The sequence below is a fragment of the Cytobacillus sp. genome (assembly GCF_964223445.1).
GTDB lineage: Bacteria > Bacillota > Bacilli > Bacillales > Cytobacillaceae > Cytobacillus.
Genome location: NZ_CAXQGS010000051.1, coordinates 111,384 through 137,720, shown reverse-complemented (window position 1 = coordinate 137,720; position 26,337 = coordinate 111,384). Strand labels below are relative to the sequence as shown.

General features: G+C 41.1%; 27 protein-coding genes. 20 read left to right on the top strand and 7 right to left on the bottom strand.

What is annotated here, in order from left to right:
- Window positions 1-172 (top strand): D-alanyl-D-alanine carboxypeptidase (locus ACEQ1T_RS09055; protein ID WP_370222577.1); only part of this gene is annotated, 172 nt, incomplete at its 5' end.
- A 55-nt stretch (window positions 173-227) separates the two neighbouring features.
- Here the strand turns inward: ACEQ1T_RS09055 and ACEQ1T_RS09050 are convergent.
- Window positions 228-761 carry a YceI family protein gene (locus ACEQ1T_RS09050; RefSeq protein WP_370222569.1) on the bottom strand — a complete coding sequence of 178 codons (534 nt, stop codon included), beginning with the start codon at window positions 759-761 and terminating at the stop codon, window positions 228-230.
- Between the two features lie 207 nt (window positions 762-968).
- Here ACEQ1T_RS09050 and ACEQ1T_RS09045 point away from each other — a divergent pair, with 207 nt between their 5' ends.
- On the top strand, window positions 969-3,545 hold the full coding sequence (locus ACEQ1T_RS09045) for a helicase-related protein (RefSeq protein ID WP_370222567.1): 2,577 nt from the start codon (window positions 969-971) through the stop codon (window positions 3,543-3,545).
- A gap of 53 nt (window positions 3,546-3,598) precedes the next feature.
- Here ACEQ1T_RS09045 and ACEQ1T_RS09040 read toward each other — a convergent pair whose 3' ends face one another.
- Window positions 3,599-4,732 (bottom strand): zinc-dependent alcohol dehydrogenase, encoded by a 1,134-nt coding sequence (locus ACEQ1T_RS09040; protein WP_370222565.1) that lies wholly within the window; start codon window positions 4,730-4,732, stop codon window positions 3,599-3,601.
- 248 nt (window positions 4,733-4,980) lie between these two features.
- Here ACEQ1T_RS09040 and ACEQ1T_RS09035 point away from each other — a divergent pair, with 248 nt between their 5' ends.
- On the top strand, window positions 4,981-5,442 hold the full coding sequence (locus tag ACEQ1T_RS09035; protein ID WP_370222563.1) for a CoxG family protein: 462 nt from the start codon (window positions 4,981-4,983) through the stop codon (window positions 5,440-5,442).
- Window positions 5,443-5,482: 40 nt separating this feature from the next.
- Here ACEQ1T_RS09035 and ACEQ1T_RS09030 read toward each other — a convergent pair whose 3' ends face one another.
- Complete coding sequence (locus ACEQ1T_RS09030; RefSeq protein ID WP_370222561.1) at window positions 5,483-5,965, bottom strand: ribonuclease H-like YkuK family protein; 483 nt, start codon at window positions 5,963-5,965, stop codon at window positions 5,483-5,485.
- A 249-nt stretch (window positions 5,966-6,214) separates the two neighbouring features.
- On the opposite strand from ACEQ1T_RS09030, the gene ACEQ1T_RS09025 reads away from it, so the two are divergent.
- The 4 genes from ACEQ1T_RS09025 (at window position 6,215) to ACEQ1T_RS09010 (ending at window position 9,549) form a co-directional block, all read left to right on the top strand.
- Window positions 6,215-6,658, top strand: coding sequence for a YndM family protein (locus ACEQ1T_RS09025; RefSeq protein ID WP_206839843.1), 444 nt, complete (start codon window positions 6,215-6,217; stop codon window positions 6,656-6,658).
- A gap of 153 nt (window positions 6,659-6,811) precedes the next feature.
- The gene (locus ACEQ1T_RS09020; protein ID WP_370222559.1) at window positions 6,812-8,200 is read left to right on the top strand and encodes a DEAD/DEAH box helicase; all 1,389 of its coding nucleotides are present in this window, start codon (window positions 6,812-6,814) and stop codon (window positions 8,198-8,200) included.
- 22 nt (window positions 8,201-8,222) lie between these two features.
- The gene (locus ACEQ1T_RS09015; RefSeq protein WP_206839845.1) at window positions 8,223-8,804 is read left to right on the top strand and encodes a branched-chain amino acid aminotransferase; all 582 of its coding nucleotides are present in this window, start codon (window positions 8,223-8,225) and stop codon (window positions 8,802-8,804) included.
- Between the two features lie 112 nt (window positions 8,805-8,916).
- A complete protein-coding gene (locus tag ACEQ1T_RS09010; RefSeq protein WP_370222557.1) occupies window positions 8,917-9,549 on the top strand; it encodes a spore coat protein in 633 nt (210 codons plus the stop codon).
- Between the two features lie 55 nt (window positions 9,550-9,604).
- On the opposite strand, the gene ACEQ1T_RS09005 is transcribed toward ACEQ1T_RS09010, so the two are convergent.
- Window positions 9,605-9,898, bottom strand: a complete 294-nt coding sequence (locus ACEQ1T_RS09005) for a hypothetical protein (protein WP_370222556.1) — start codon at window positions 9,896-9,898, stop codon at window positions 9,605-9,607.
- A gap of 257 nt (window positions 9,899-10,155) precedes the next feature.
- Between ACEQ1T_RS09005 and ACEQ1T_RS09000 the strand changes: the two genes are divergently transcribed.
- From ACEQ1T_RS09000 to ACEQ1T_RS08990, 3 genes are all read left to right on the top strand, one after another.
- On the top strand, window positions 10,156-11,199 hold the full coding sequence (locus tag ACEQ1T_RS09000) for a fatty acid desaturase (RefSeq protein WP_370222554.1): 1,044 nt from the start codon (window positions 10,156-10,158) through the stop codon (window positions 11,197-11,199).
- A 93-nt stretch (window positions 11,200-11,292) separates the two neighbouring features.
- Window positions 11,293-12,429: a sensor histidine kinase gene (locus tag ACEQ1T_RS08995; RefSeq protein ID WP_206839849.1), complete on the top strand. Its 1,137-nt coding sequence runs from the start codon at window positions 11,293-11,295 to the stop codon at window positions 12,427-12,429.
- Window positions 12,426-13,025, top strand: coding sequence for a response regulator transcription factor (locus ACEQ1T_RS08990; protein ID WP_206839850.1), 600 nt, complete (start codon window positions 12,426-12,428; stop codon window positions 13,023-13,025). Before ACEQ1T_RS08995 ends, ACEQ1T_RS08990 begins: the two co-directional genes overlap by 4 nt.
- 39 nt (window positions 13,026-13,064) lie before the next feature.
- Here the strand turns inward: ACEQ1T_RS08990 and ACEQ1T_RS08985 are convergent, their stop codons facing one another.
- Window positions 13,065-13,370 carry a hypothetical protein gene (locus tag ACEQ1T_RS08985; protein WP_019379946.1) on the bottom strand — a complete coding sequence of 102 codons (306 nt, stop codon included), beginning with the start codon at window positions 13,368-13,370 and terminating at the stop codon, window positions 13,065-13,067.
- 433 nt (window positions 13,371-13,803) lie between these two features.
- Between ACEQ1T_RS08985 and ACEQ1T_RS08980 the strand changes: the two genes are divergently transcribed.
- From ACEQ1T_RS08980 to ACEQ1T_RS08970, 3 genes are all read left to right on the top strand, one after another.
- On the top strand, window positions 13,804-14,901 hold the full coding sequence (locus ACEQ1T_RS08980) for a branched-chain amino acid aminotransferase (RefSeq protein ID WP_370222553.1): 1,098 nt from the start codon (window positions 13,804-13,806) through the stop codon (window positions 14,899-14,901).
- 114 nt (window positions 14,902-15,015) lie between these two features.
- On the top strand, window positions 15,016-15,282 hold the full coding sequence (locus ACEQ1T_RS08975; protein WP_206839853.1) for a DUF1292 domain-containing protein: 267 nt from the start codon (window positions 15,016-15,018) through the stop codon (window positions 15,280-15,282).
- 129 nt (window positions 15,283-15,411) lie between these two features.
- Window positions 15,412-16,323: a CBASS cGAMP-activated phospholipase gene (locus ACEQ1T_RS08970; protein WP_370222551.1), complete on the top strand. Its 912-nt coding sequence runs from the start codon at window positions 15,412-15,414 to the stop codon at window positions 16,321-16,323.
- 48 nt (window positions 16,324-16,371) lie between these two features.
- Here the strand turns inward: ACEQ1T_RS08970 and ACEQ1T_RS08965 are convergent, their stop codons facing one another.
- Window positions 16,372-17,535, bottom strand: coding sequence for a glycosyl hydrolase family 18 protein (locus tag ACEQ1T_RS08965; RefSeq protein WP_370222550.1), 1,164 nt, complete (start codon window positions 17,533-17,535; stop codon window positions 16,372-16,374).
- 205 nt (window positions 17,536-17,740) lie between these two features.
- On the opposite strand from ACEQ1T_RS08965, the gene ACEQ1T_RS08960 reads away from it, so the two are divergent.
- Window positions 17,741-18,772 (top strand): DUF438 domain-containing protein, encoded by a 1,032-nt coding sequence (locus tag ACEQ1T_RS08960; RefSeq protein WP_370222548.1) that lies wholly within the window; start codon window positions 17,741-17,743, stop codon window positions 18,770-18,772.
- A 29-nt stretch (window positions 18,773-18,801) separates the two neighbouring features.
- Here ACEQ1T_RS08960 and ACEQ1T_RS08955 read toward each other — a convergent pair whose 3' ends face one another.
- Window positions 18,802-19,620: a hypothetical protein gene (locus ACEQ1T_RS08955; RefSeq protein ID WP_370222546.1), complete on the bottom strand. Its 819-nt coding sequence runs from the start codon at window positions 19,618-19,620 to the stop codon at window positions 18,802-18,804.
- A gap of 123 nt (window positions 19,621-19,743) precedes the next feature.
- Between ACEQ1T_RS08955 and pepF the strand changes: the two genes are divergently transcribed.
- The 6 genes from pepF (at window position 19,744) to phnC (ending at window position 26,303) form a co-directional block, all read left to right on the top strand.
- Window positions 19,744-21,531, top strand: a complete 1,788-nt coding sequence (gene pepF / locus ACEQ1T_RS08950) for an oligoendopeptidase F (RefSeq protein WP_370222544.1) — start codon at window positions 19,744-19,746, stop codon at window positions 21,529-21,531.
- A gap of 169 nt (window positions 21,532-21,700) precedes the next feature.
- Window positions 21,701-22,717 carry a glycosyltransferase gene (locus ACEQ1T_RS08945; protein ID WP_206839863.1) on the top strand — a complete coding sequence of 339 codons (1,017 nt, stop codon included), beginning with the start codon at window positions 21,701-21,703 and terminating at the stop codon, window positions 22,715-22,717.
- Window positions 22,718-22,733: 16 nt separating this feature from the next.
- Complete coding sequence (gene selD, locus ACEQ1T_RS08940; protein WP_370222542.1) at window positions 22,734-23,783, top strand: selenide, water dikinase SelD; 1,050 nt, start codon at window positions 22,734-22,736, stop codon at window positions 23,781-23,783.
- A 64-nt stretch (window positions 23,784-23,847) separates the two neighbouring features.
- A complete protein-coding gene (gene phnD, locus ACEQ1T_RS08935) occupies window positions 23,848-24,750 on the top strand; it encodes a phosphate/phosphite/phosphonate ABC transporter substrate-binding protein (protein ID WP_370222541.1) in 903 nt (300 codons plus the stop codon).
- A gap of 11 nt (window positions 24,751-24,761) precedes the next feature.
- On the top strand, window positions 24,762-25,517 hold the full coding sequence (gene phnE, locus ACEQ1T_RS08930; protein ID WP_206839866.1) for a phosphonate ABC transporter, permease protein PhnE: 756 nt from the start codon (window positions 24,762-24,764) through the stop codon (window positions 25,515-25,517).
- A 12-nt stretch (window positions 25,518-25,529) separates the two neighbouring features.
- Entirely contained in the window at window positions 25,530-26,303 is a 774-nt protein-coding gene (gene phnC / locus ACEQ1T_RS08925; protein ID WP_370222539.1) for a phosphonate ABC transporter ATP-binding protein, read from the top strand.
- Window positions 26,304-26,337: the final 34 nt, after the last annotated feature.

The following is a 26,337-nucleotide window of genomic DNA, read 5'->3' as shown; positions in this document are numbered from 1 at the left end:
CTTCCGATCTGCAAAAACTGGCTCCATCTCAACAGTCAGTTCATTATCAGGATATGTTAAGACATCCAGCGGGGAAGAGCTTATCTTTTCTATTATTCTGAATAACTTAACTGATGGGAGTGAAGGTAAAGTTATTGAGGACAAAATAGCCACGCTATTAGCCGATCAATAAAACATTAGAAAAGGGCAGGATACCGTTTCGCCGGTAAACCTGCCCTTTTTCGCTCTTACTCTGCTTTTGCTGCCTGTATCTGCAGGTCAATTTTCACTTTATCTCCAACAAGTACTCCGCCTGTTTCAAGGGCTGAATTCCATGTTAAGCCATAGTCGCTTCGCTTGATTGCTCCAGCAGCAGTAAAACCGACTTTTTCATTGCCCCAAGGATCTTTGCCTGACCCTTCATATGTCACAGTAAAGGTTTCTGTATTTGTTGCACCATGAATAGTAAGATCGCCGGTAACATCATATTCATCATCACCTTTGTTTACAATGACTGTTGATTTAAAGGTCATTTTCGGATGGTTCTCAACATCAAAGAAGTCAGCAGAACGCAGGTGATTGTCACGATCTTCATTGCGTGTATCAACACTTGAAAGTGAAACATTGAAAGAAATATCAGCAGTTGTTAAATCTGCAGGATCTGCAGTTATTTCTGCATCAAAGCTATTAAAGCTGCCTTTCACGTTAGCGATCATCATATGTTTGATAGAAAAATCCACACTGCTGTGCGCAGGATCAACTGCCCATTTTGTTTTAGCCATATTTTTCTCCTCCAATAGTTCGAATTCATTTGTTTTGAATTCAAGATATTTTAATTCTAAATAAATTATATGCTGGTTCAAGTTTTATGTCAATGATATTTTTTCAAAAGATGGTAAAATGAAGACTACTTAAATTTTCGATTTCATACATAACCTAAGTCATAATGATTTCATCACGATTTGGTGATGTTTAAAGGGGAACGGACCATGAATCAGCTTGAACAGATTTACAATAATGCTGCAGAGCATACAAAAATAAAAATCCTGGAGGATGCCGACCGCTATCTGGGAAGTAAAGAGCCGATGCCATCCTATAAGGAATATCTTTCTGAAAGATTTCATTATATCGATCAAATCTGGGTAAATGTGTGGCTGAATAAAATCACTGCCAAAATATCCAAGCATGAAAAAAAGAAATATCTAGGTGAAAAAGGGTATGACACAGAAAATGCAGACAGGAAAATAATTAATCACCTCTTCCGGACTGAAATGAGGGATTATCAGCCTTTTAACAGTTTGGACTGGCTTAATGACCTATTTGAAAGCAATAATGAAGCTTGGGCTGAGCGCTATGAGAATGCACGGGCTCATTATCTGCAGAAAGCAGAAGAGGAGCTTCTTCAGCGAAAGAAGTATCGAATCGGCGAAGATATTGAAAAGAAAATGGATGAAATTATTGAAAGAGATTATAGCCTTCTATATCTTCATGTCAGACATAAGGCTTCAAAGCAGCTGGCCTCCGATTTTAGAAACAAGATACGATATCAAAAAGCGGATACCTTTGCTCTAGAGGAAAAACTTGAGGAGACAGGCAGCTTTGATGCAGGTGATTATACAGTAATGGGGGAATTCTTTGAGGAGCTGACTGGAAATATTCATAAAGCCTTGTATGGGGGCAAAGGCTATTTTGAATATGAAGCCTATTACTATGTCTATAAGAACCATATATCGGGATTTCTGTCCGATTCTCTGCAATCGTTCGTCCTTCAAAACCTTCCGCATCATTTATTCGAGGAATATGAAGACGCTTATCAGAAACCTCTTACCGGTAAGTCGGTGAAGAAGTTAATGGCCCATACTCTTCAGGATCTTGATGAAAGTTTTTTTGAAAGCATTCAGGAGGAATATATTGAAGATCTGCTGAGGCTTGCGGATATACCGTTTGACCCTGAAGTCCATAAAGTTCTGCTCGAGAAGGATATTGCTGACAGGGACAGAAAAATTGCTGAAGAACTGGCTGAGCAGCAGCGGAAGAAAGAAGAAGAGGAACGCATGCTCGAATACATATTCGGGCAGGAATACAGCCCCTCTGTAGAACGGGCCAAAAGGTATGTACTTCATATTGGTGAAACTAATACAGGGAAGACACATCATGCCCTTGAAGGAATGAAATCGGCCCAAAGCGGCATGTATTTGGCACCTTTAAGGCTATTGGCACTCGAAGTATATGATAAACTGAACCGCGAAGGGATACCCTGTTCTTTGAAAACCGGCGAAGAGGAGAAGTCAGTTGCCGGTTCTGAGCATCTTTCAAGCACCGTAGAAATGTTCTATGAAAAGGACTATTATGACGTCATTGTCATTGATGAAGCCCAAATGATCACGGATAAAGACAGAGGCTTTTCCTGGTATAAAGCAATTACCAAGGCAAATGCCAATGAAGTCCATATCATTGGCAGCCGCAGCGCTAAAAGCATGATGCTCCAGCTTCTTGGCGAAGCAAATATTGAACTGAATGAATACAGCCGGGATATTCCTCTTGAGGTCGAAGCAAAGGAATTCAAATTCAGTCATGTGCGAAAAGGCGATGCACTCATCTGTTTTTCAAGGAAGAGAGTACTTGAAACTGCCTCCAGACTGCAGCAGGAAGGGCACTCAGTAAGTATGATTTATGGAGCGATGCCTCCTGAAACCAGAAAAAAACAAGTCCAGCGTTTTATAAATGGAGAAACTTCCGTCATCGTCTCCACTGATGCCATTGGGATGGGACTCAACCTGCCTATCCGGAGAATTGTTTTTTTGGAAAATGATAAGTTTGACGGAACGAAAAGGAGAACCCTTACTTCACAGGAAGTTAAGCAAATTGCTGGAAGGGCAGGGCGAAAAGGGCTTTACAACATAGGGAAAGTTGCTTTTACAAAAGATATTAAAAGAATGAAGGCCCTGCTTGAAATGGAGGATGCCCCAGTCCACAGTTTTGCCATAGCCCCAACAAATACAGTATTTGAAAGATTCCAAAGGTATTACCGTGATCTCGGATCATTCTTTGAGCTTTGGGATAAGTTTGAGAGCCCCAGAGGAACCAAAAAAGCGGCATTAACAGAGGAGAGAGACCTGTATGAAAGGATACGCGGCACAGAAATTGAAGCAAAGCTTGGCCTAATGGACTTATATGGTTTTCTCCATCTGCCATTCTCCAAAAAAGAACATGATCTTGTCCGTCAATGGGAAGAAACCATGTATGCCATTATTGATGGGGAGGAGCTTCCTGAGCCCAGAATCAAGAACCGGAATTTGGAAGAGCTGGAATTGACTTATAAAGCAATTGGCCTGCATTTGCTGTTCCTGTATCGTCTTGAACAGAGAACAGAAGCGTTATACTGGGAAAGATTAAGGGAAGAGATCAGCGACCATGTTCACGAGAGACTGAAAACCGATATTAAAGAGCTCTCAAGAAAATGCAGAAAATGCGGCAAAAAATTGCCCTGGGAACACGAATATCAAATCTGTGATGAATGTCATTCTTCACGTTCAAGAAGAAGGTTTCATTACTATAGAAGGTAATATCCCTCATTCCATTTAAGAAGCCTGCTGGCAAGACAGCAGGCTTTTAAGTATTAGGGCTTCAAAACTACTTTTATGCAATTGTCTTCATGGCCATTGAAAATTCTATATCCATGACTTGCGTCTTCAAGATTAATTTTATGGGTAATGATGTCTTTCGGATCGAATTCTTCATTGACAATTTTTTCATACAGCATGGGCATGAATGGAATAACAGGAGCCTGTCCCATTTTCAAATTGATATTCCTGGCGAAGAAGGCACCCAGCGGGAACATGTTATAGTTAGCCCCATAAACACCTGTAAGCTGAACCGTTCCTGTTTTTCTTACCGCTTTAGCTGCAATCTGTATTGGCCCGAGCGTACCTCCTTGAAGCTTCAGCTTTTGTTCAATGAATTCCAGAGGTGACTTTTTGCCATCCATTCCAACACAGTCAATAACAACGTCAGCGCCTCCGTGTGTAATTTCCTTTAAATGCTCTCCCATATCAGGATACTTTGTGAATTCAAATACCTCGACCTTATTTGATTCCTTGGCATGATTCATCCGATAATCCAGATAATCCACGGCAATGACACGTTCTGCACCTTCCATCCAGGCAAACTTCTGTGCCATTAATCCAACAGGACCACAGCCCAGTACAATGACTGTATCTCCTTTTTTAACTCCTGCGTTCACGACACTCCAATAAGCTGTAGGGAGGACATCAGATAAAAACAGCAGTGATTCATCTTCAAGCTCGCATGATTCGGGTACAAGAAATGGAGTGAAATTGCCAAAGGGGACTCTTAAATATTCCGCCTGGCCCCCTGGGTGATTCCCAAATTTTTCAGTATACCCAAAATAGCCTCCTGAATCATAATGCGGGTTTGAATTGTCACATTGACTTGTTTGGTCCTGCTTGCAGTATGCACATTCTCCGCAGGAAACATTGAAGGGAATGACCACTCTGTCGCCTTTTTTTACTTTGGTTACTTCAGGCCCGGCTTCCTCCACAATCCCCATTGGTTCATGACCAATAATATATCCTTCCGGCAGCGGCATATTCCCCTGATACAGATGCAAATCAGAACCGCATAATGCTGTGGAAGTAATCCTGACAATAATGTCATCCTTTTTATCCAGCCTCGGGTCATCTTCGTTGGTCACAGCTACCCGGTTTGGTCCCTGATAGGTTACTGCCTTCATTTTTAGCACTCCTGTTCTGAGATTTTGTTCTCGATTGCGAATAAATTTTGTTAAATTTATGGAAAGTGTCTTTTAACAATATTATAAGTTTCACTTAAATTCTTCTTATTATTCGGCTCATTCAGAGATGAGGATGGTTAATATTAGCTTGGCAACTGGGCGAATCATTAAATTTATGAATTTTACCCGTCCATTACGAATAGATATTCATGGAAAACAACTAAGAAAGTCTTAAAGGGGCGGTAAAAATGGCAAGCTGCGCACATCAGGCTGAAGTAAACATACCGGTTGAGGCAATTTGGAACTTTGTCAGTGATATTGGGAACTGGGCACCCTTAGTACCCGGTTATATTGCACATGAGATACTAAGTGACAAAGAATCAACCTGGAGCTTTAAAAGCGATATGGGGATTATTAAGAAAAAGATTGAATTAAAAGTGGCTATAACCAGCTGGCAGGAGCCCACAAAGGTGACCTTTCAATTAACAGGGCTTAATGAGAAGTTTACTGGACATGGATATTTTCTTGCGGAAAAAGGCAGCAATAATATTAACATCATGACAGGGTCACTTGAAATATCAGCCGAGGGAATGATGGCCAAAGTGGCTAACTCATTGCTAAATACAGCTCTTCCGGAAATTACTGCAGAATTGACAGAGACTGTTGCATTAAAAGCGGAACAGGAATACAGGGAGCATGCTGGCGTTTAGTTTGTCTCTCATTGAAAAGAACTCATTAACTTGAGTTCTTTTATTTCGTATATCGGTTAGCATAGCTGGAGGCTACGAAAGCTTCCGGCTTTATTTTTGGCTCTAGGCCGATCGATTCGATCCTGGAGACCATTTCCTTCACAAATTCCCGCGTTTTGTTTCTTTTGCCTGATCCGATGTCCATATGTCCTTCCATAGAAAACGAACCGCCTTTGTAAAGGAATGGAAGAACGATATCAAACATTTTGTCTTTGTACTCCTCTGTAAACAAAGAGACCACTTCTTCAGTCAGCGAGGTTTCATAGGAGATTCTCTCATGAAGGTGCAGCATTTTCCTGGAGATAACGGTTTTTCGAATACATGCCCAGGCGCCTTTTCGCTCATTTTGAATCACAATCCCGGTTATAAACACAGTGCGATTGCAATGCACCTGTGAATCTGTTCCAATCATCAGCCTGAAGTTCCCATCAGGATTTCGCTTTATAAAAAGTAAGATATGGTTGAATACCTGCTCAAAAGTCATATTCCTCTCCTGAAGATTTTGAAATGTATATTCAGCATTCACCTATTATCACCACATTAAGTATTTTGTCTCGGAGTATCACTCTTCCACAACCTTTAACTTAAAATGTAATCCCTATTACTGCCATTATATTGAGGGACACTGAACAAGTTGTTTATTTTTTTGAAAAAATTGTTTTTGCAGCGGATGAACGGAAAATGAATGGGAATTTGAAGATTGATGAAAGCTATGGTAAAAGGAGGAGCTCTTATGAACAAAACACTCATTTTTATCCTTAAATCAGCAGCAAGCTTGATTGCTTTTGCCATAGCACTTGATTTATTCTTCGATGCCTCATTGGCGGATATTGTTTCTTTCAGTCTTCTGGTAACAGTCATGTCTTATTTACTCGGAGACCGCATCATACTTCCAAGGCTGGGAAACCGGAATGCCCTTATTGCAGACTTTTTCCTGGTTTATGCATCTGTATGGGTGTTTGGGAGTGTGCTGCTTAACAGCTACCTGCAAATCGCATGGGGAAGCATCATTGCGGCAGGAATTATCACTTTTTCCGAAGTCTTTATCCACCGCTATTTGCTAAAAACCGCAGCTTCCAATCACCAGGATAACCGGGAGGAAGCCGTCTTGAACCCCCGCCTTGCTTATGGAATGGAAATGGCGGAGGAGAAAGAGCCGACACGGGATTGGGATTGAAAATCATAAAGCAGCTAAACCCAATGCGGACATTACGGCTGCTTGGGTTTTTCTCATTCATTCATAAGAAAAGAATACTCTTGCTATTTTGTCATCAAACACCCAATATTAATAAGGTGCATTTTATCCAAAGAAAAGAAAGTAGGGTCTTATTTGCAGGATTTTTTAACACTTGGCATTTCAAAAAAACGAACCGAGCTTTTGCTTAAGGCTGGCATCGGGAATCCTACCCCCATCCAGGAGAAAGCCATTCCCGCTTTAATGGAGGGAAGGGATATCATTGCCCAGGCACAGACCGGAACAGGAAAGACATTTGCTTTTATCCTGCCGATTCTTGAAAAGCTGGAGCCGGCAGCATCCCATATACAAGCACTGATTGTTACACCCACAAGAGAATTAGCCCTGCAGATCACGGGAGAAGTTCAAAAACTGACTGCGGCTGATGATATAGAGGTTTTAGCTGTGTATGGCGGCCAGGATGTAGACAAACAGCTGAACAAACTAAAGAAAAATGTCCATATTGTTGTCGGAACTCCCGGACGGCTGCTCGACCATATTAATAGAAAAACTATTGATTTATCAAAGACAGATTTTTTAGTTTTGGATGAAGCCGATCAAATGCTGCATATCGGTTTTCTGGAAGAAGTGGAAGATATAATTAATGAGACTCCCGAAAGCAGGCAGACCATGCTATTTTCAGCCACAATTCCAGCAGAAATAAAAAAACTGGCAAGAAAACACCTGAAAGAACCACAGTATATTCAAGTTGAAAAAACACAGGGACCGGCAGATTCAGTAAAGCAAATCGCCATACATACGATCGACCGTGCTAAGCAGGCTACACTCATGCAATTAATTCAAACTCATAGACCTTATTTAGCCGTCATCTTTTGCCGGACCAAACGCAGGGTCAGCAAGCTTAATGATGTACTAAAATCAAATGGCTTCCAAAGTGATGAGCTGCACGGGGATTTATCCCAGTCCAAACGGGAACAAGTGATGAAACGATTCAGGGACGCAGAATTACAGCTATTAGTAGCAACTGATGTAGCAGCAAGGGGACTTGATGTGGAAGGTGTCACACATGTATTTAATTATGATATTCCACTGGATCCGGAAAGCTATGTTCACCGCATCGGAAGAACGGGAAGAGCTGGCATGAAGGGGCTTGCAATCACTTTTTATTCATCCGCAGACAAACCGCTTCTCGAAGCAATTGAAAAAGGGCTGAACATTTCAATATCAAGGCAGAACCTTGGCAAAAGCCAGGAAAAGCAAAAGCCATCCAGGCCACCAGAAAAAAACTCTCACCTGCAAAAAAGCCCATCTTCACGTGGAAGAAAGAAAAAGGATAATTGGGACGATGCAGACAGAAAAAAGAATGAAGGCAAAACTTCCCCAACAAAGAGCAGAAAAAGCCAAAGGAAAAAATCCAAACCGTTGAATTCAGCTGGTAATGTAAACCGCAGTAAATCACAATCCAAAAAGAAGACTTCAGCGCCTAAAACTGTGAGTGACATGTCAAAAAGACGCGGAAGGTGACCATAATTTAAGGAGGAACAATATGTTAAAAGAACGGATTGAAAATCATCTTAAAAAACCAGAAAACGAAATATACAAAGAAGAAAAGGAATTTGCTGAAAAGCATCAGCTATTATCAAATGCTGAAACTTTAATAGTCAAAAATCCTGAAACCCGCTTTGCAAATGCTTATATAGAGAGAGGAAACAAGGAAACAGAAGAAGTCCTCTCACAGGAGACTTTCGATTTTCTAAACCAGCCTATCGATTATTTTGTAAAAAACATTAAAGAGTTTATGTACCTTGAGTCTGAATGGTTTGGGATTATTGGGGCAGAAGCCATCTCATTTGAATTCGATGACCTGTTCCGAAACTATGATGTCATGCTTGGACTTAAATTGCCTAAGAAGAAAGCAGAAGCAATAAGGTCATATTTAAAAAGGACATTACAAGGTGATTCAGCAACATTTGATTTAATGTTTAACCAGCAAGATGGGTTATGGGAACTCAATTTTGCTTTGGATGACCTGGAGGGCTTTAAAGAAGATATGACCATAAACGAAGCTTACAATCTAATTTACAGATATCTATTCTTATTGGCAGAAAAAATTGAGGAAGCAAACTAAAAAAGCGGTTCAATCGAACTGCTTTTTTTATTTATTTTATTTCCCATACCATGGATATTTCTTTGTGAAATTCTGCATGATATAGATTGTTAATAAAAAAGGAGGAATCAAAATGGAAATTCAGTCTAACCAAATGCATCAAAACATGCATACGGGAAATATACCTCAGCAGCTCAACCATGGAGCACATGAAGTTCTAGATGTTCATGAAGTTTTATCAGGTACAGTCGGCACATTAAACACATACTCACTTTTGCGTCAGCACGTACAAGATCAGGAACTGGCAAGTCTAATGGACCGCCAATATCAATTTATTCAAGAGGAGTACAATACTACACTGGAATGCTTCCAGACAGGTAAAGATCCTTCTAAACCAACCCAGAGCTATAAAATGAACCAGGATAATGATTTTATTTATGGTTTAAAGCCTGCTCAGCCAAAGAAGCCAATCCAATCTATCTCCGAAATGAATGAAGAAACAGTTTCCGGCTGCCTTCTGGGAGCATTAAAATCGGCCGCTTCCATGAAAACAATGGCTGCACTCGAAACAACAAATCCTGTTGTTCGTAGAGTACTGGCTGATTCAGTCCCAAATTGCATTGAGATGGCTTATGAACTTTCGATTTATCAAAACAAACATCATTATTACCAGGTACCTCAGTTTACACAGCAGGATATGCAGCAAATGTTAAATGCATATGCTCCTGCTCAAGGGCAAATGCCTAATCCAAATATTCCTCATTAAAAAAAGAGCCCCTTGGTAAAATGCCAGGGGCTCTTGCATTCTTTTGCATATGTGGTTATTTAAAGGTTTCATTCGATAATGGAGATCCAGCAGATGTATGCTGATTCATCCATTCAAGAGATACTTTGGAAACTGTCTGCCAATCTGGAATCTTATCCTTAAATTTTTCAATCCAGCTCATTGCGAATTGGGAATCAATGCCTTTTTCCTCACATTGGCTTAAAAAATCCTGTACGGCTGATTGATTAAATTGATCCCAGCCTCCGCATATGTTCTGCCAAATCTGTTCAATAGAAGCTTGTATGGGTGAATCAATATTCGTTTTGCCGTGTTGATTATGATTGTGCATACATAAACTCTCCTTTTTATTTAATATCAATTTCATTATGTCCTTCGGAATTAGAAGTCATGTGCGAGGCAAAATAATCCTATAAAATAAAAAAATCTTTAATGAAACATAAAAATTATAGCCTGTTTATAGGATCTCATCACAATTTTCCAGGCAACCATGACATTTATCATGGTTTGTACATGACACTCATGTCTACAAAACCTTCTGAAAACCCTTTATCATAAGGTTAACGTCATGAAGAAGGGAATTAAAAAATGACTTCTAAAGAAAAACAACTCAACTTAAAAAAACAAATGGCACCATATGAAAAATCAGATTTAACACGCAGCACCATGCAGCTGGTCAATACACTGGGACCTTTTTTCCTGCTGTGGTTCCTTGCTTATAAGAGCCTGAGCATTTCTTACCTGCTGACGCTTGGCATATCTGTCATTGCAGCAGGCTTTCTGGTCAGGATCTTCATCATTTTCCATGATTGCTGCCACCATTCCTTTTTCAAAAATCGCAAAGCAAACAAAATCGTTGGCACATTCACAGGGATCCTTACCATTTTCCCTTATCACCAATGGCAGCATGACCACAATGTTCACCATGCAACCAGCGGTAATCTGGACAAGCGTGGTACAGGAGATATCTGGACACTGACTGTGAAAGAATACCAGGATGCGTCATGGCCGACACGTGCAGCTTATCGCATTTACCGCAATCCGTTCGTCATGTTAGGGTTAGGCCCGATTTATGTATTTTTGTTGAAAAACCGATTTAACAGAAAAGGGGCAAGAAAGAATGAACGCATCAATACTTATCTTACAAATGCAGCCATCGCTGGTTTGTATGCGTTCATGTGCTGGGCCATCGGATGGGAAGCATTCCTGATGGTGCAAGGACCAATCTTTCTAATTTCCGGAGCAGCGGGAATTTGGCTTTTCTATGTACAGCATACATTTGAAGACTCCTATTTTGAAGAAGATGATAAGTGGGAGTATGTAAAAGCGGCAGTAGAAGGAAGCTCCTTTTACAAGCTTCCAAAAGTGCTTCAGTGGCTGACCGGGAACATCGGGTTCCATCATATTCATCACTTAAGCCCGCGCGTGCCTAACTATAATCTAGAAAGCGCACATTATAATACATTTGAGCTCCAGAATGTACCGACCATTACGCTTTCGACCAGCCTGAAGTCCCTTCGATTCCGCTTATGGGATGAAGAAGCCCAGGACTTCACGGGTTATGGAGCAGCCAGGCAGTCTGCACTCAGAAAAAAACAAAGCAGAGCAAAAACGGCATCTGTGAAGCCATAACTTAGTCTATAGTCTACTGAAGAACAGCTCCTTTGTGATATGATAGCAAAGGAGCTGTTTTATTATTTCACGAATAAAAAGAGGGTACCTCACATGTTTAAAAAGTATTTCACCACATTGAAAAGTTCAGGCATTTCTCCTTATATATGGAGTGTATTCAGCATTTTGCCGTTTTATTTCATCTTCAGATCCACCTCAAAAATCGCCATAGCCGTAGGGATTATCCTGACCATTTTATTTTTTATATCATTGCGTTTTGCCTTTATATCGCGGAAGTGGCCTGTCTATCTATGGACTGGCATCTTAATCAGCATATCGATTACAATGACCATTCTTTTTTCGTTTATTTATTTTGCTTTTTATATTGCTTATTACAATGGCCATATCAAAAACAGGATTGCATTTCTAACGTTATATGTCATCCATCTGGTCGCAACTACCATCTCAATTAACATTAATTTTGTCACACAAAAGCCATTATTTCTTGAGCAGATACCTTTTATCATTATCATCTGGATCAGTGTAATTTTGCTTCCTTTTAACATCCACAATAAGAAAAAGCAGGAAATGCTTGAAGAACAGCTCGAAGATGCCAACAAAAGGATTGCGGAGCTTGTCAAACAGGAAGAAAGGCAGCGGATTGCCCGCGATCTTCATGATACCCTTGGACAAAAATTGTCTCTGATCGGGTTAAAAAGCGATCTGGCCAGGAAGCTCATCAGCAAGGATCCTGACCAGGCAAAGGAAGAGCTTGTAGACGTTCAGCAAACGGCCAGAACAGCATTAAACGAAGTAAGAAAAATGGTTTCCCAGATGAGAGGAATCAGGCTGAAGGAAGAAATTATACTTGTTAAGCAAATTTTAAAGGCCGCCTCTATCGAATTTATCGGGGAAGAAGAAATCAAATTAAAGAATGTGTCACTATTCCTTGAGAATATCCTAAGCATGTGCATGAAAGAAGCTGTGACAAATGTAGTAAAACACAGTAATGCAACAGAATGCCGAATAAGCATTGAACAAACCTGGAATGAAGTTAGCATTACTGTCCAGGATAACGGGGTCGGCATGAATCCTGCAACAGATGTCGGAAAGGGGTCAGGACTGCTTGGATTAGGAGAGCGGCTCGACTTTGTCAATGGAAGCCTTGAAATCGCATCTGAAAATGGAACAACGATTACAATGAAGGTGCCAACAGTCGTAAAGGAAACAAATAAGGAGGAAAAGGCATGATTAAAATCGTCATAGCTGAAGACCAGCGGATGGTGCTTGGTGCTTTAGGATCCCTGTTAAATCTCGAAGACGATATGGAGGTCATTGGCAAAGCATCGAATGGCAAGGAAGCCATATCTCTTGTCCAATCGCTCAAACCGGATATATGCATCATGGATATTGAAATGCCGGAAAAGAGCGGCTTGGAAGCGGCGGAAGAATTGAAAGGCATGGGATGCAAAGTTATTATTCTGACAACCTTTGCAAGGTCAGGTTATTTTCAGCGTGCCCTTAAGGCCGGTGTAAGGGGATACTTATTAAAAGACAGCCCGAGTGAAGAGCTCGCCAGTTCAATCAGAAACGTCGTGGAAGGAAAGCGCATCTATGCACCTGAATTAATGGATGATGTATATGGAGAAGAAAACCCGCTGACCGACCGTGAAAAAGAGGTGCTTGAGCTGATTGCCGACGGCAAAAACACCAGGGAAATTGCCGACCAGCTCAGCATTAAAACAGGAACCGTCCGTAACTATATATCTGCTATTCTTGACAAGCTCGAAGTTACGAATAGGATTGAAGCCATTACCCAGTCCAAAGAGAAGGGCTGGTTTAAATAAAGGTGTTTCTTGCATAAAAAGGCAGCAGCCAACCCAGGCTTAGCTGTCCTTTTTCATTTTCTTTAATTCTTCCATAACAACGAAGGCCAAATCATCATTTCCAAACATTGATAGAACACCAAGCAATGTCTCATCAGGCACATCGCCCGCTTCTTCTTTTGGAACTGTCAGCTCCAGCGCTTCCTGCAGTGAAATATTTTTGCTTTGATCAGGGTATGCCTTTAAATAGATTTCCTCGGGATCTAAATTGTGATTAATGCACCACTGGGCAAAAACGAGAATCATCATTTTTTCTTCGCCCTGATAGTTTTGAATAATTCTTTCTTCAAGCTCTTTGCTGTTCATTTTCATAAATCTCCTTATGTATTTATATATTGATTATAGATATACATCCATGATTTTTCATCTTAATTGCCATTTCTTTTGCAGATAGAATTTTCAGTAATCCGAATTAATTCTAAATTTATTGTTAATTCATATTGACAATTAAATAGGAGAATATCATAATATTAGAAAAACTTATAAAAACTTTAACAGATAACTGCACTACTGCCTTGAAGTAGAAAAGAGCGAAAGGGAACCTTTTCAAAAACAGCATATGAGTCTTATTACAATAACTGTAAGCAGCTGTTGAACATCCATATGGTTGTTGCCGGGAAGCAAGCCCTTTCGTCCACGCTCGGGGGATGACTGGGCGTTTTTATTTATCCTCTATTAAGAGCAGCAGGAAAAGCAGGCATGAGGTTTTTAAATCATCTACAGATAGGGAGTTTTGACAATGACTGAATTTAAAATTGAAATCAATCGCACACCTGAGAAAAAACAAAAACCTGCATTTGATAACCTGGAGTTTGGCAAAAATTTTACCGATCATATGTTTGAAATGGATTATACTGACGGCCGGGGATGGCATGATCCAAGAATTGTACCTTACCAGCCTCTTTCACTTGATCCCGCTGCAATGATTTTCCATTATGGTCAAAGTGTCTTCGAAGGGTTAAAAGCATATCTTACAATCGATAATGAAGTACTGCTGTTCAGGCCTGAAAAGAATATGGAGAGATTGAATAAATCCAACTCCAGGTTATGCATTCCTGAAATTGATGAAGAGCTTGCTCTTTATGCCTTAAAAGAATTAATATCACTCGATCGTGACTGGATTCCCAATGTTGAAGGAACCTCACTGTACATCCGTCCATTTGTCATTTCAACTGAGCCATACCTTGGAGTAGCACCATCAAAGAGATACAAATTCATCATTATCCTTTCTCCAGTAGGCGCCTACTATAAGGAAGGCATCAACCCTGTTAAAATTGCTGTTCAAAACGAATATGTCCGTGCTGTAAAAGGGGGAACAGGCACTGCTAAAACCGGAGGAAACTATGCAGCGAGTCTGAAAGCACAGGAGCTTGCCAGCTTAACTGGATATTCACAGGTTCTATGGCTGGACGGAAAAGAAAATAAATATATTGAAGAAGTGGGAAGCATGAACATTTTCTTCAAAATTAACGGTGAAGTTGTAACACCTGAGCTGAATGGAAGCATTTTAGAAGGAATCACCAGAAACTCTGTACTCGAGTTACTGAAATACTGGAATATCCCTGTAGCAGAGCGCAGAATCTCCATTGAAGAAATTTACCAGGCACATGCGGATGGACAGCTTGAAGAAGCATTTGGAACAGGCACTGCTGCTGTTATCTCTCCAATTGGCGAATTTTTCTGGGACAATAAGAAAATTGAAATCAGCGGTGGCATCACCGGGGAATTATCCAAGAAAATCTATGATACTTTGACAGGCATTCAAAAAGGAATCGCACCAGACCCGTTTGGGTGGAGTGTAAAAGTGGAAAAAAAAGAGGCAGCAGGCATTAAGTAATCCCCAATGCAGGCATGGATCGGCATCATAAAGCCGATCCTTTTTTATTTTAGGCATGAAAATCTGCTAAAATGGGAAAATAAAGAAAGAACCTATTACGAGGGGAGATAAAAAATGGACAAGATAGAAGTTGGAGAAGTGTTTACAATCAGTGATGAAAATGATCAGGAAATGGAAGTGGAGGTCCTCGCTTCTGCAGAGGTAGATGGCCATCAATATGCTGCTGTCAGCTTCGTAGAAGATCTTGAAGAAGACACAGAAGAAGATATCGACGTGTTCTTCTTAAAACTGGATGAAGACGGCGACTTCACACCCATTGAAAGCGATGAAGAATTTTCCAAAGTCTCTGCCGTATTCGAGGAAATGATAAACGAGGAATAGAAGAGAAGGAATGATTCCTTCTCTTTTTTTACATAGGAAAATGCTTAAGCTCCTAATCTTCAGAAAACGTAATTTTCTTCAAAATTAATGCGCAAATCTCACAAAAGGAATGAAACAGCAGGTGATCCAATGAAAATATTATGCATCGATGGCGGTGGAATACGCGGTGTCTTTGCTGTCAGCATTTTAAAAGCTCTCGAAGAGGAACTGAAACTGAAAGCAGGGGACTATTTTGATATGATTGCTGGCACAAGCACCGGATCGATCATTGCCTCTTCACTGATCCTGAAGAAAGATATGAGCGGAGTCTTGAAAGGATACGAGTCATTCGGGAAGAAAATTTTTGTAAAACAGGCAAAGGTTGGCCTCTTTAAAAGTGTATACAGTGATAAGTACCTGCGGCGTTTTATCCGAAAAGCTTTTGGCGAAACGGAGCTTTCCGATATTAAAAAGCCCCTTTTAATTCCTGCTGTCGATGTGACTCATGGCAAGCCATTTATCCACCGTTCCAATTACGGCAGTACTGGAAATGAAAGTCTATCAATGAAGCTTTGGGATGCAGTCCTTTCCTCCTGTTCAGCACCTGTATATTTCCCTCCGAATAACATCAGCAACAGTTATTTATCGATAGACGGAGGACTTTGGGCGAATAATCCATCACTCGTCTGTATTACGGAGGCTATGTACCACTTCAAGGAGGAACTGCAAAATATTAAAATCCTTTCCCTTGGAACCGGTCTTCAAAAAATTGACTTTACAATTGACAATAATAAATACTGGGGTGTGAAGCATTGGCTGCCTTTCCAGCTCCCGTCCATGAAAGTTACGCCGAAGCTTTTGGACCTGGCCCTTCATTTATCTTCCGAATCTGTTACGTACCATTGCAAGCATCTGCTCGGAGAAAATTACTTGCGAATAAATGAAGAACTGGGAGAAGAAATGCCCTTTGATGACATAAAGTTTGTGGAGGAGTTGGTCATGCTTGGAGAGAAGGTCTATCAGGACCGGCGGAAGGAAATAAAAAAGTTTATACTATCGTGATTTGAAATCCGTAAAAAAGAGCAAGGGTATTGCCCATGCTCTTTTTTCTTATTTTGTATTTTTCAAGGAATAATACTTCACGGGTTCTTCTGTATTTTGGAGAGCTTCAGCAATCGTACCCATAAGGCTGTATGGCCCTTTGGCGTCATGGCCAACTTCCCAGATCATCATTCCTCCGAATCCGTGATTGAGAGCCAGTGCTGTTTTCTTTTTCATCGTATTGGCACCATTATAGTAGTAGTTGGTGCCATTTAGGCTTATCCTATCCTTTGCTGCGTTTTCGGGATTATCGTTTATGACTGCCTTATATGATACAGGCTTAAAGGCAGGATCTGCTGGCTGAGCATAAAGCGGAACCCCCAGAACCAGCTTATCTTTTGGAATACCCTCTGAATCAAATAGTTGTCCCCAATAGTTTGCAATACTCTCTGTAAAGGAGTACGGAGAAAGATTAGCAGCGTTGTATCCGCCATCCCACTGGCCATCATAAGCCATAATATTTACATAATCAACCTTCATGAACATATCAGGCTCATATACGACATAGCCCGTCTCTGTACCAGTTACACTATGAATTTTGGCATGGACCGCAACAGACAGCACTTTGCCGTTTGCATGAAGCACTTCGCTAAGCTTAGTGATAAAGACAGCCAGGTATTTTGCATCCTCTTTGGAACGCGGATGCTCAAAATCAATGTCAATGCCATCAAGGTTTTCGTTTTGAGCCAGCTTCGCCAATTCTTTTACCAGCCTATCTCTCGAAGAGTCATCAGCTATGGCTTGTTTAAAATAATCATAAGATTCCCCGCCATTGATATGAAACCATCCCCCAACGGCAAGTATGGCCTTTACATCTTGCCGGTGTGCATTTTTCACTACACTTCTCAGGTTTTTCAGGGCTGAATCACCATTTAAAGAAATGCTTCCGTCCTTTTCGGGATGAGCGAAAGAAAATAGGATATGAGACAGATTTGAATAATCGATCGATTTTGGATCACGGTAATCCTGGACATAACCCATCAGCACTTTTTCGGGAATCTCAGAAAGCTCCGGAATTCCTTTTTTGACCGGAAGTTTGCTGGATTGAGAAACCGGCACAGGCTGTTTTAAAGGCTGGATCTGATCCGTGTTGTTTGTATAGTAAATGCCTGCAGCAAAACCGCTGGAAAATATAAGAACAATCAATATCAGCACTAGGTGTATTCTCTTCACAAATAGTAACCCTCCATCATTCAATCCTATAAAAGTGTATCAAAAAAGAGAACAAGGAGGGGGTGGTAATTTATTGCATGCATTCCATTCATAAAATAATACATAAATATGATTCTCATCACATCCCAAGCTTTTCCCCCATGGTACATTCCTTATAAGCAATAAAAACAGCCTAGTAAAAGATTGATAAGGGAGGAAATGTACAGTGAGTGAACTGATTAATAACCGTGAACAACATGGCCATCACAGCAGTCCTGTTCGGCACAGTGAAGGTGAAACTGCTCATCTGAAGCCGGAAGAACAGCCTGGACACCCCATACATACATTTATCCGGGAGAATAGGGCTATTGATAAGCATCTGAGGGAAAAAGTAAAAGTCCATCTCGAGTCGTTCATCCAGGAGGATAACGGGGAAAATGCATATAAACTATTAGAAGACTGCATCCTGTTGCTTGATCTTGATAAGCATTACAGCCGCAAGGAAAATCTGCTTTTCCCATACTTGGAGAAGTACGGAATCTATGGTCCAACAAATAATATGTGGAGCATCGATGACTTTATCAGGGATGGAATCAAGGATGCCAGGAACCTGCTCAGCGATTACGATGGGGACAGGCAAAAGGTCATCAATGCCGTGCGGTTCATGTTCAATGAAATAAGCGCCATGATTTACAGGGAGGAAAACATCCTTTTCCCCATGGCTTTAAAGAATCTTACAGAAGATGAATGGGTTAAGATTGCCTCTGAGAGTGACGCGATTGGCTTCTGTCTGACCGGCCCTGAAGGTGAGTGGAAGCCTGAACGAAGAGGGATTGAAGGGAATGGAATATCAGAAGGCTATATCAAAATGGAAACTGGCATTTTAACACTAAAACAGCTGGAACTATTATTCAATCACTTGCCTGTTGATATCACATTTATTGATCATGAAGACGTAGTCCGCTATTTCTCTCACGGAAAAGAAAGAATCTTCGCCAGAACCAAAGCAGTGATTGGGCGAACCGTGCAGAATTGCCATCCCCCCCGCAGTATGCATGCTGTGGAAGAATTGCTGAAGGATTTCAAGGCTGGCCGAAAAGACTCTGAAGATTTCTGGATAAAATTCAGAGATAAATATGTTTATATTCGTTATTTTGCCGTAAGGGATGAAAACGGAAGCTATGCAGGAACCCTTGAATTCACACAAAATATCAGCCCAATCCAGGAAATCGAGGGAGAAAAAAGGATTCTTTCATAATTATATAAAAGCTAAGAGCGTCCAGGCTCTTAGCTTTTTTTGATTTTTGAAGGATTATTAATCTTATATGTCACTGTTTCTTCTACTATGAATTCCTCGTCACAGTCTTTGCCTTTAGGCAGCTTCTTCTTGACAATTTTCCCGTCAAATTCAAGGCTTTCCCCTGGCTGGAGTTCGTATTTCTTCAGAGTTTTTGAGTGGGAGCACCAGCCTAGCCCCACTTCAATCGGTTCATTCTCTTGAATGACAACATCTTCTAAGACGATGACTTCATCATTATCTTCATTGAAATGGTTCCAGCTCAAGGCAATTTGTTTTACTTTAGCAGTAAAGTGGACCTTTTCTGCAGGCAATTCCAAAGCAGGCTGTTTTTCCTTTTTGGCTTTTTTTGCTGAAGGCTTAGTCTTATTGCTGTTTTCAGACGAATTCTTAGAAACGTCTTCGGATTTCTCACTGTCTTTTTTAGGAGCATCCTTTTCAGAAGGAGCAGAGGAGTTGTCCGCAAATTCAGCCGCCAGTGCCTTTCCAAAGCTTGGAGACTGCATCTCTTTAAGATAAGCCGGGTGTATGCAGCTCAGATTTCCGTCCTGAAATTCGATTATGATTGTATAATAATCACCAGACTCACCGTATGCCTGATAACCTTTCACGGTTACAAGCCGCTGCTGTGATTTTTCTTTATACCAGAATTCCTTCTTCACTTCCCTTGTAGTTGATAAGCCCCATTCCCTGACTTTCTCTTCATAATGGGCATCGTCCTGAAAAGTTTCAAAATTCCCCACTGGCGGAAAATAGGCCGTATTGTTTGAGTCTTCAATATGAGGGAGAGTTATTGCCAATCCGTCCACATCCTTTCAAGATTATTTTAATGGCCGTTCGTGATAAAATCAAAAATGAGGAAGGGTTTTTCCGATAACTTTTGAATATAGTTAATAAATGAACGGCAGTTTTGCTGCAAAGGAGTCTATAAGATGAAGACATTCAAAAACAGAAATGACGTTCCGCTTAATGAAAAATGGAATCTGGAAGACATTTATTCAAGCATGAAAAAATGGGAGGAAGATTACCAGAGGATTGAACAACTAGCTGATAAGCTGAAGACCTATGATGGGCAGATTCATGACGGCTGCTCTCTGTATCAATATCTTGAACAAAAAGAAAAACTTTCTTACATATTTAATAAGCTATATGCATATGCGATGCTGAAAACAGATGAAGACACACGGGTGTCAGACTCACAGGCATTGGTGGACAGGGCAAAGCAATTAAGCGTAAAAATCAGTTCAACCACTTCTTTCTTTATGCCATTTCTTTTAAGCCTTGATGAAAAAACACTGAAAAACTATATTACTGAGGAAAAAGGCTTGAAATACTTTGAGGAAGACCTGCTCGAATCCTTCCGCTATAAAGCGCATGTCCTTAATAAAGACAAGGAAGAAATTCTGTCCCGCCTTGGCGAAGCACTTTCAGTTCCCAGTCATACATTTGGAATGATGAATAATGCAGATATAAAGTTTGGCGATGTAACAAATGATGATGGCGAAAAGGTTGAACTGACACGCGGCATGTATGCGAAAATTATGGAAGAGGAAGACCGGGAAAAGAGGAAAGAAGCATACAGGGCGTATTACCAGCCTTATGTGCAGCTAAAGAATTCCATTGCTTCCACTCTTTCTGCCGCAATTAAAAACAATGTGACAACGGCCAAAATCCGGAATTATCCTTCAGCCCTTGAAAAAGGCTTATTTGGAGATAAGGTGCCAAAGGAAGTATATGTAAATCTTATTGAGACGACTAAAAAGAATATTGGGGCAATGCATCGGTATACTGCAATCCGCAAGAAACAGTTAGGACTTGACGAGCTAAGGCAATATGATTTAAGTGTTCCTTTAGTAAAGGGAGTCAAACCCGAAATAACCTATGAAGAAGCTTATGACACAATGTGTAAAGCACTGGAGCCTCTTGGAGAGGATTATATTAACATTCTCAAGGAGTTTAAATCTGAGCGCTATATTGATGTGCGGGAAACTCCAGGGAAGCGCTCAGGGGCGTATAACCTGGGCATCTATGGCGTTCATCCCTATATCCTCCTGAATCACCGTGATGATCTGGACAGCCTTTTCACACTTGCACACGAATGCGGACATGGTGTCCACAGTAAGCTCAGCTCACAGCACCAGCCGCAGATTACCGCCCGTTACAGCATCTTTGTAGCGGAAGTGGCATCAACAGTGAACGAAGTGCTGCTGATTCATTATTTGCTGAACAGGGAAAAGGATAAACAAGTCCGCAGGCACCTCCTTAATCATTTTATTGATCAGTTTAAAGGAACCTTCTTCACGCAAGTCATGTTTGCTGAGTTTGAAATGAAAACGCACGAATTAGCGGAAAAGGGAGAGCCGCTTAACGCTGAAGTTTTCAGCGGAATCTATGAACGGTTATTCCGTGAATATAATGGGGATGAAATAGTCTTTGATGAAGAGGTGAAATTCGGGTGGGCAAGGATTCCTCATTTTTACCGTCCATTTTATGTTTATAAGTACGCTACAGGATTTGCGTCTGCCATTCATTTGGGAGCAAAAATCCTTGAGGGGGACAAAGAAACGCTGCAAAGCTATCTTGAATTCTTAAAAAGCGGAAGTTCCGATTATCCTCTTGAGCTGCTTAAGAAAACCGGAGTGGATCTGACTACCCCATACCCAATTGAAAACTCACTTCGGAAATTCAGAGAACTTGTAGAAGAATTCGGAAACCAATAGAAGAATCCGGCCTGTTTCTTAACTTAGAAACAGGCTTTTCTACTGTCATAGATAAAAGAACAGCCTGCTGAAATACAATTAATGGACAGGATGAAATATTCCTGCAATAATTGATGCAAACTTTAATTAATAAGAAGCTAGTGCAAATATAATTGTGAAGGATGAAAGGATGAAAGTACTACTGGCAAGCCCGAATTTTCACCAGGCAAGAGGAAATACAGTTACCGTTCAGCGTATTTCTGATGGACTTAATAAGCTGGGCATCGAGACTAAAATCATTAATATCACAGACGATCACGAATTCACTTGCCTGCCAAAAGCTGATATTGTGCATGGCTTTAACGCTTACAAGTTTGGCGAATTTATCAAAGGGCTTGGTAAAAGGCCTGAAAGATATGTCGTAACCATGACAGGCACTGATTTGAATATCGATCTTTATGATCCGGCGAAAAAAAACGATGTTATCGAAACGATAATCCATGCCGAGGCTATACATGTATTTGATGAAGAAGCCAAGCTTGTACTGTCAAGAGAAATTCCCGAAGCAAGAGATAAAATCAGCGTTATCCATCAGGGCACTGTAATATTTCCTGAACCTGGAGGCGATTATAAGAAAGAGCCTGGCACTTTTTTATTTTTGCTGCCTGCAGGGATCCGCAAGGTGAAAAATATTCCTTTTGCCATTGAAAAGCTGAAAATGATTTACGAAAAAAATCCCAAAGTACGACTTTGGCTGGCGGGCCCTATTATTGAAGTAGAAGAGGGGGATATTGTAAAGGCCCTCGCAGAAGAGAATAAAGAGTGGATTCAATATCTCGGGCAAATCCCCCACCATCATATGGGGGAGCTATACAGGCAAGCTGATGCCGTATTGAATACATCCCATTCTGAAGGCCAGCCTGCTGCTATTTTAGAAGCAATGGAATATTGCCTTCCAGTACTTGCAGCCAATAACCTGGGCAACCGAAATATCATTGACCATCTGGAAACAGGTTTAATCTATACTAATCCGGTCGAATTTCTTGATTATGCAGACAAACTAGTGAATAATTACGAGTTGAGGATAAAATTGGGGCGGGCTGCCAAGTTCTATGTTGAGTGCTGCCATTCTTCAGAATATGAAGCGAAAACACTTCAAAAAATTTACAAAACAATTTTAGAAAAGTCCCCAGTAAATAATGAATAGGCAAGGAGAGAGAAATATGTCGAGAGAAGAAATCGTTAAACTAACTTCTTTATCTACAAAAGGCGGCTGAGGATGCAAAATTGGTCCTGAAGACCTGGCGCAGGTTCTGCGTCATTTGCCAAAGTCTGTACCTGACCCCAACCTATTAGTAGGACTGGATACATCAGATGATGCAGGCGTATATAAAATAAATGATGAAACTGCCCTGGTGCAGACACTTGATTTCTTTACTCCTATCGTGGATGACCCGTATATGTTCGGGCAGATTGCCGCAGCCAATTCACTTAGCGATATCTACGCTATGGGCGGAAAGCCGATAACTGTTATGAATATTGTAGGCTTTCCTATCAGCAAATTGGATAAAAACATCCTTGCAGACATTCTGGCTGGCGCATCCGATAAAGTTAGAGAATCCGGTGCTGTTTTAGTTGGAGGGCACTCCATTGACGACCAGGAGCCAAAATTCGGCTTATCTGTGACTGGTACAGTACATCCTGAACGAGTAAGAACAAATGCAGGAGCCAAACCTGGTGACAAACTGATTTTAACCAAGCCGATCGGCGTCGGCATCCTTACTCAAGCGATTAAAAGGGATATGCTGGATCAGGAAGGCATCGAGCGTGTAATGCAAATTATGGCTGCCTTAAATAAAGACGCTGCTGAAGCTATGGATAACTACCAGGTCAATGCCTGCACAGACATTACTGGTTTTGGCCTTCTGGGCCACGCCATGGAGATTGCGGAAGGAAGCGGTACAGGCATTACCATTGAAAGCAATGGGGTACCTGTCCTTCCAAAAACAAGAGAGCTTGCTGAACAGAATATTATTCCTGGCGGCTCCAAAAAGAATCATAAATGGCTGTCCGGCCGGATTCAATACGAAAATATTGATGATGTTGATCAAGTGATCCTTTGTGATGCCATTACTTCAGGGGGACTTTTAATAACCGTTCCTGAAACAGAAGCTGAATTGCTCCTGAAAGACCTTAAGGAAAAAGGAGTAGAATGGGCTTCCATCATTGGGACTGTCACAGATCAGAATCCTGGAAAGATTACGGTTATCTGAAAAAAGGACTCGAAAAGAGTCCTTTTTTACCTTTACTACAAAACAAAATCAAGGAAGTGCAAACATGAAAAAATTCTTAATGCTCTTGACTATCTTTTCACTGCTGCTTTTGTCAGCATGCAGCGGTAATGAAGCAGATAACACAGGCGGAAACGAAAAAGAACAATCGAAAGAAACCTTTACCATTGGGGTTATCCCAGTTCAAACAGAGGGGTCCATGGAAGCTGCAATGGATAAACTGCAGTCCACTTTATCTAAAAAACTCGATAGGGATGTAGCTGTCGAAGTTTACCCGGATTATAACGGGGTTGTAGAAGCCATGAACTACGATAAAATTGATATGGCTTATTTCGGCCCGTTAACATATGTTGTTGCACATGAGAAGAGTGGCGCAAAAGCCATCATTACGCAGCTGATTGATGGAGAGCCATTCTATTATTCATATATCATCACCCATAAAGACAATCCATGGAATTCACTTGAAGATTTACTGAAAAACAGCAGTGAAGCTGACTTTGCCTTCGGCGATATCAATTCAACTTCAGGATCACTTATCCCATCCATTGAACTGAAGGACCGCGAAGTTTACAAATCAGAGGATGACCACAGCTTTAAGTCCGTCAGATTTACCGGCTCGCATGATGCTACTGCACTGGCAGTCCAAAATAAGCAGGTTGATGCAGGTGCGATCGACAGCGCTATTTACAATCAATTAGTGGATTCAGGAAAAGTGGAAGCTGATCAGATTAAAACGATCTGGAAATCAGAAAAGCTTTTTCAGTACCCTTGGGCTGTACATGAAAATACCGATGAAGAAACGATTAAAGCATTGAAAGAAGCATTTCTCGCGATTGAAGATCCGGAAATTCTGGATGCTTTCGGGGCAAGCGGATTTACAGAGGCAAGCAATGAAGATTATGAAAGCATCCGCCAGGCTGCCCTAAAAGAGGGACTCATTAAAGAATAGGGCTGATAAGATTGTGGTTTAAAAAACGCAGCATTTTAACATATTTGGTGTTGGCTTTATTTGTTTATCTAAGCATGAAGCTAACGGAATTCGATTTATCGAAATTCAAAGACTTCCGCAATATGATTGACTTTCTGTCCCATTGGTTTCCGATGGATTTCTCTCTTCTTCCAAAGATACTTGAAGATAGTCTGGAAACATTGGCCATGGCTTTTCTGGGAAGCTTCTTCGGGCTTATTATTGGACTTCCCTTAAGCTTTATGGCGGCTAAAAACACGTCCGGCTCTAAACTTATTTACCATCTAACCAGAGTCGGCCTCAGCTTTGTCCGCTCTATTCCTGAAATTGTATTCGGTCTGATTCTACTGACGGCTCTTGGACTTGGTCCTTTTCCTGCTGTCCTGGCCATTATGTTTCATAACATTGGAGTTCTGGGAAAACTGATCTCAGAACTCATTGAAGCATCCGATCCCGGCCCGCAGGAGGCCATGAAAGCAGTTGGTGCCAAAAGCTGGTTTGCTTCCCTGTTCAGCATTTTGCCACAAATATGGCCAAATGTATTGTCGAATTATTTCTACCGGTTTGAGGTTGCCATTCGAACTTCTCTCATATTGGGGTTTATTGGCGGTGGAGGAATTGGCCAGAGACTTTTTAATGATTTTAAAACCTTCCAATACAGTTCAGTTTCACTCGATGTACTGGTTATAATGATCATCGTAATTCTAGTGGATCTTTTCGGAAGCTATGTTAGGAACCGAGTGATATAAAGGAGGCCTGAAATGCTTGAGATTCGAAATATAACAGTCCGCTATCCCGGCATGAAGCATAATGCCCTGAATTCCATAAACCTGACGATCCATCCTGGGGATTTTGTTTGTGTGTTAGGTAAAAGCGGTGCTGGTAAATCCACTTTGATCCGCTGTTTAAATGGCTTGCAGACACCATCATCGGGAGAAGTCATCTGGGATGGCCTATCCTTTTCTGCACTGAGTGAAGAACAGCTTCGAAAAATCCGCAGGGAAATGGGAATGATCTTTCAGCATTTTAATTTAATTCCCCGATTGACTGTCCAGCAAAATGTTCTGACAGGGATGTTCGGCTATAGGAGCAGCTTCAAAAATCTCATCGGATGGTTCACAGATGAAGAAAAGGCTCAGGCTAAAAAAGTCATTGCAGAGGTGGGCTTATCCGATTTCACCGACCGCAGGGTCGAGCATCTTAGCGGAGGGCAGAAACAGAGAGTCGGCATTGCAAGGGCTCTCCTTCAAAAGCCAAGGTTCCTTCTAGGCGACGAGCCTGTTGCGAGCCTGGATCCGGGAACTTCAGACCGGATATTCAGCCTGCTTCAGGAGATGCATGAGCGGCATAAGCTTCAAACCATTATAAATGTTCATGATGTTCAGTTAGCTAAACGATATGCAACCCGCATTATCGCTTTAAAAGATGGGGAAGTCGTTTTTGATGATAAACCAGAGCAGTTTACAGACGATATGTATGTATTTACATATGATGCTGAAAGTTATAGCGAAAAGTCATTTATCCGTTCAACTTAAAAAAGGAGGCAAAGTAAATGGCCAATTGTCCGTG

Bases quoted from the DNA above. Each gene is read 5' to 3' on its own strand.
- ACEQ1T_RS09045 (WP_370222567.1), top strand. From the start codon at position 969: ATGAATCAGCTTGAACAGATTTACAATAATGCTGCAGAGCATACAAAA.
- ACEQ1T_RS09000 (WP_370222554.1), top strand. From the start codon at position 10,156: ATGACTTCTAAAGAAAAACAACTCAACTTAAAAAAACAAATGGCACCA.
- ACEQ1T_RS08975 (WP_206839853.1), top strand. From the start codon at position 15,016: ATGGACAAGATAGAAGTTGGAGAAGTGTTTACAATCAGTGATGAAAAT.
- phnC (WP_370222539.1), top strand. From the start codon at position 25,530: ATGCTTGAGATTCGAAATATAACAGTCCGCTATCCCGGCATGAAGCAT.
- ACEQ1T_RS09035 (WP_370222563.1), top strand. From the start codon at position 4,981: ATGGCAAGCTGCGCACATCAGGCTGAAGTAAACATACCGGTTGAGGCA.
- ACEQ1T_RS08985 (WP_019379946.1), bottom strand. From the start codon at position 13,370: ATGAACAGCAAAGAGCTTGAAGAAAGAATTATTCAAAACTATCAGGGC.
- ACEQ1T_RS09015 (WP_206839845.1), top strand. From the start codon at position 8,223: ATGTTAAAAGAACGGATTGAAAATCATCTTAAAAAACCAGAAAACGAA.
- ACEQ1T_RS08945 (WP_206839863.1), top strand. From the start codon at position 21,701: ATGAAAGTACTACTGGCAAGCCCGAATTTTCACCAGGCAAGAGGAAAT.
- ACEQ1T_RS09025 (WP_206839843.1), top strand. From the start codon at position 6,215: ATGAACAAAACACTCATTTTTATCCTTAAATCAGCAGCAAGCTTGATT.
- pepF (WP_370222544.1), top strand. From the start codon at position 19,744: ATGAAGACATTCAAAAACAGAAATGACGTTCCGCTTAATGAAAAATGG.
- ACEQ1T_RS08970 (WP_370222551.1), top strand. From the start codon at position 15,412: ATGAAAATATTATGCATCGATGGCGGTGGAATACGCGGTGTCTTTGCT.
- ACEQ1T_RS08995 (WP_206839849.1), top strand. From the start codon at position 11,293: ATGTTTAAAAAGTATTTCACCACATTGAAAAGTTCAGGCATTTCTCCT.
- ACEQ1T_RS09040 (WP_370222565.1), bottom strand. From the start codon at position 4,732: ATGAAGGCAGTAACCTATCAGGGACCAAACCGGGTAGCTGTGACCAAC.
- ACEQ1T_RS08990 (WP_206839850.1), top strand. From the start codon at position 12,426: ATGATTAAAATCGTCATAGCTGAAGACCAGCGGATGGTGCTTGGTGCT.
- ACEQ1T_RS08980 (WP_370222553.1), top strand. From the start codon at position 13,804: ATGACTGAATTTAAAATTGAAATCAATCGCACACCTGAGAAAAAACAA.
- ACEQ1T_RS09010 (WP_370222557.1), top strand. From the start codon at position 8,917: ATGGAAATTCAGTCTAACCAAATGCATCAAAACATGCATACGGGAAAT.
- ACEQ1T_RS09030 (WP_370222561.1), bottom strand. From the start codon at position 5,965: ATGACTTTTGAGCAGGTATTCAACCATATCTTACTTTTTATAAAGCGA.
- ACEQ1T_RS09050 (WP_370222569.1), bottom strand. From the start codon at position 761: ATGGCTAAAACAAAATGGGCAGTTGATCCTGCGCACAGCAGTGTGGAT.
- ACEQ1T_RS09005 (WP_370222556.1), bottom strand. From the start codon at position 9,898: ATGCACAATCATAATCAACACGGCAAAACGAATATTGATTCACCCATA.
- phnD (WP_370222541.1), top strand. From the start codon at position 23,848: ATGAAAAAATTCTTAATGCTCTTGACTATCTTTTCACTGCTGCTTTTG.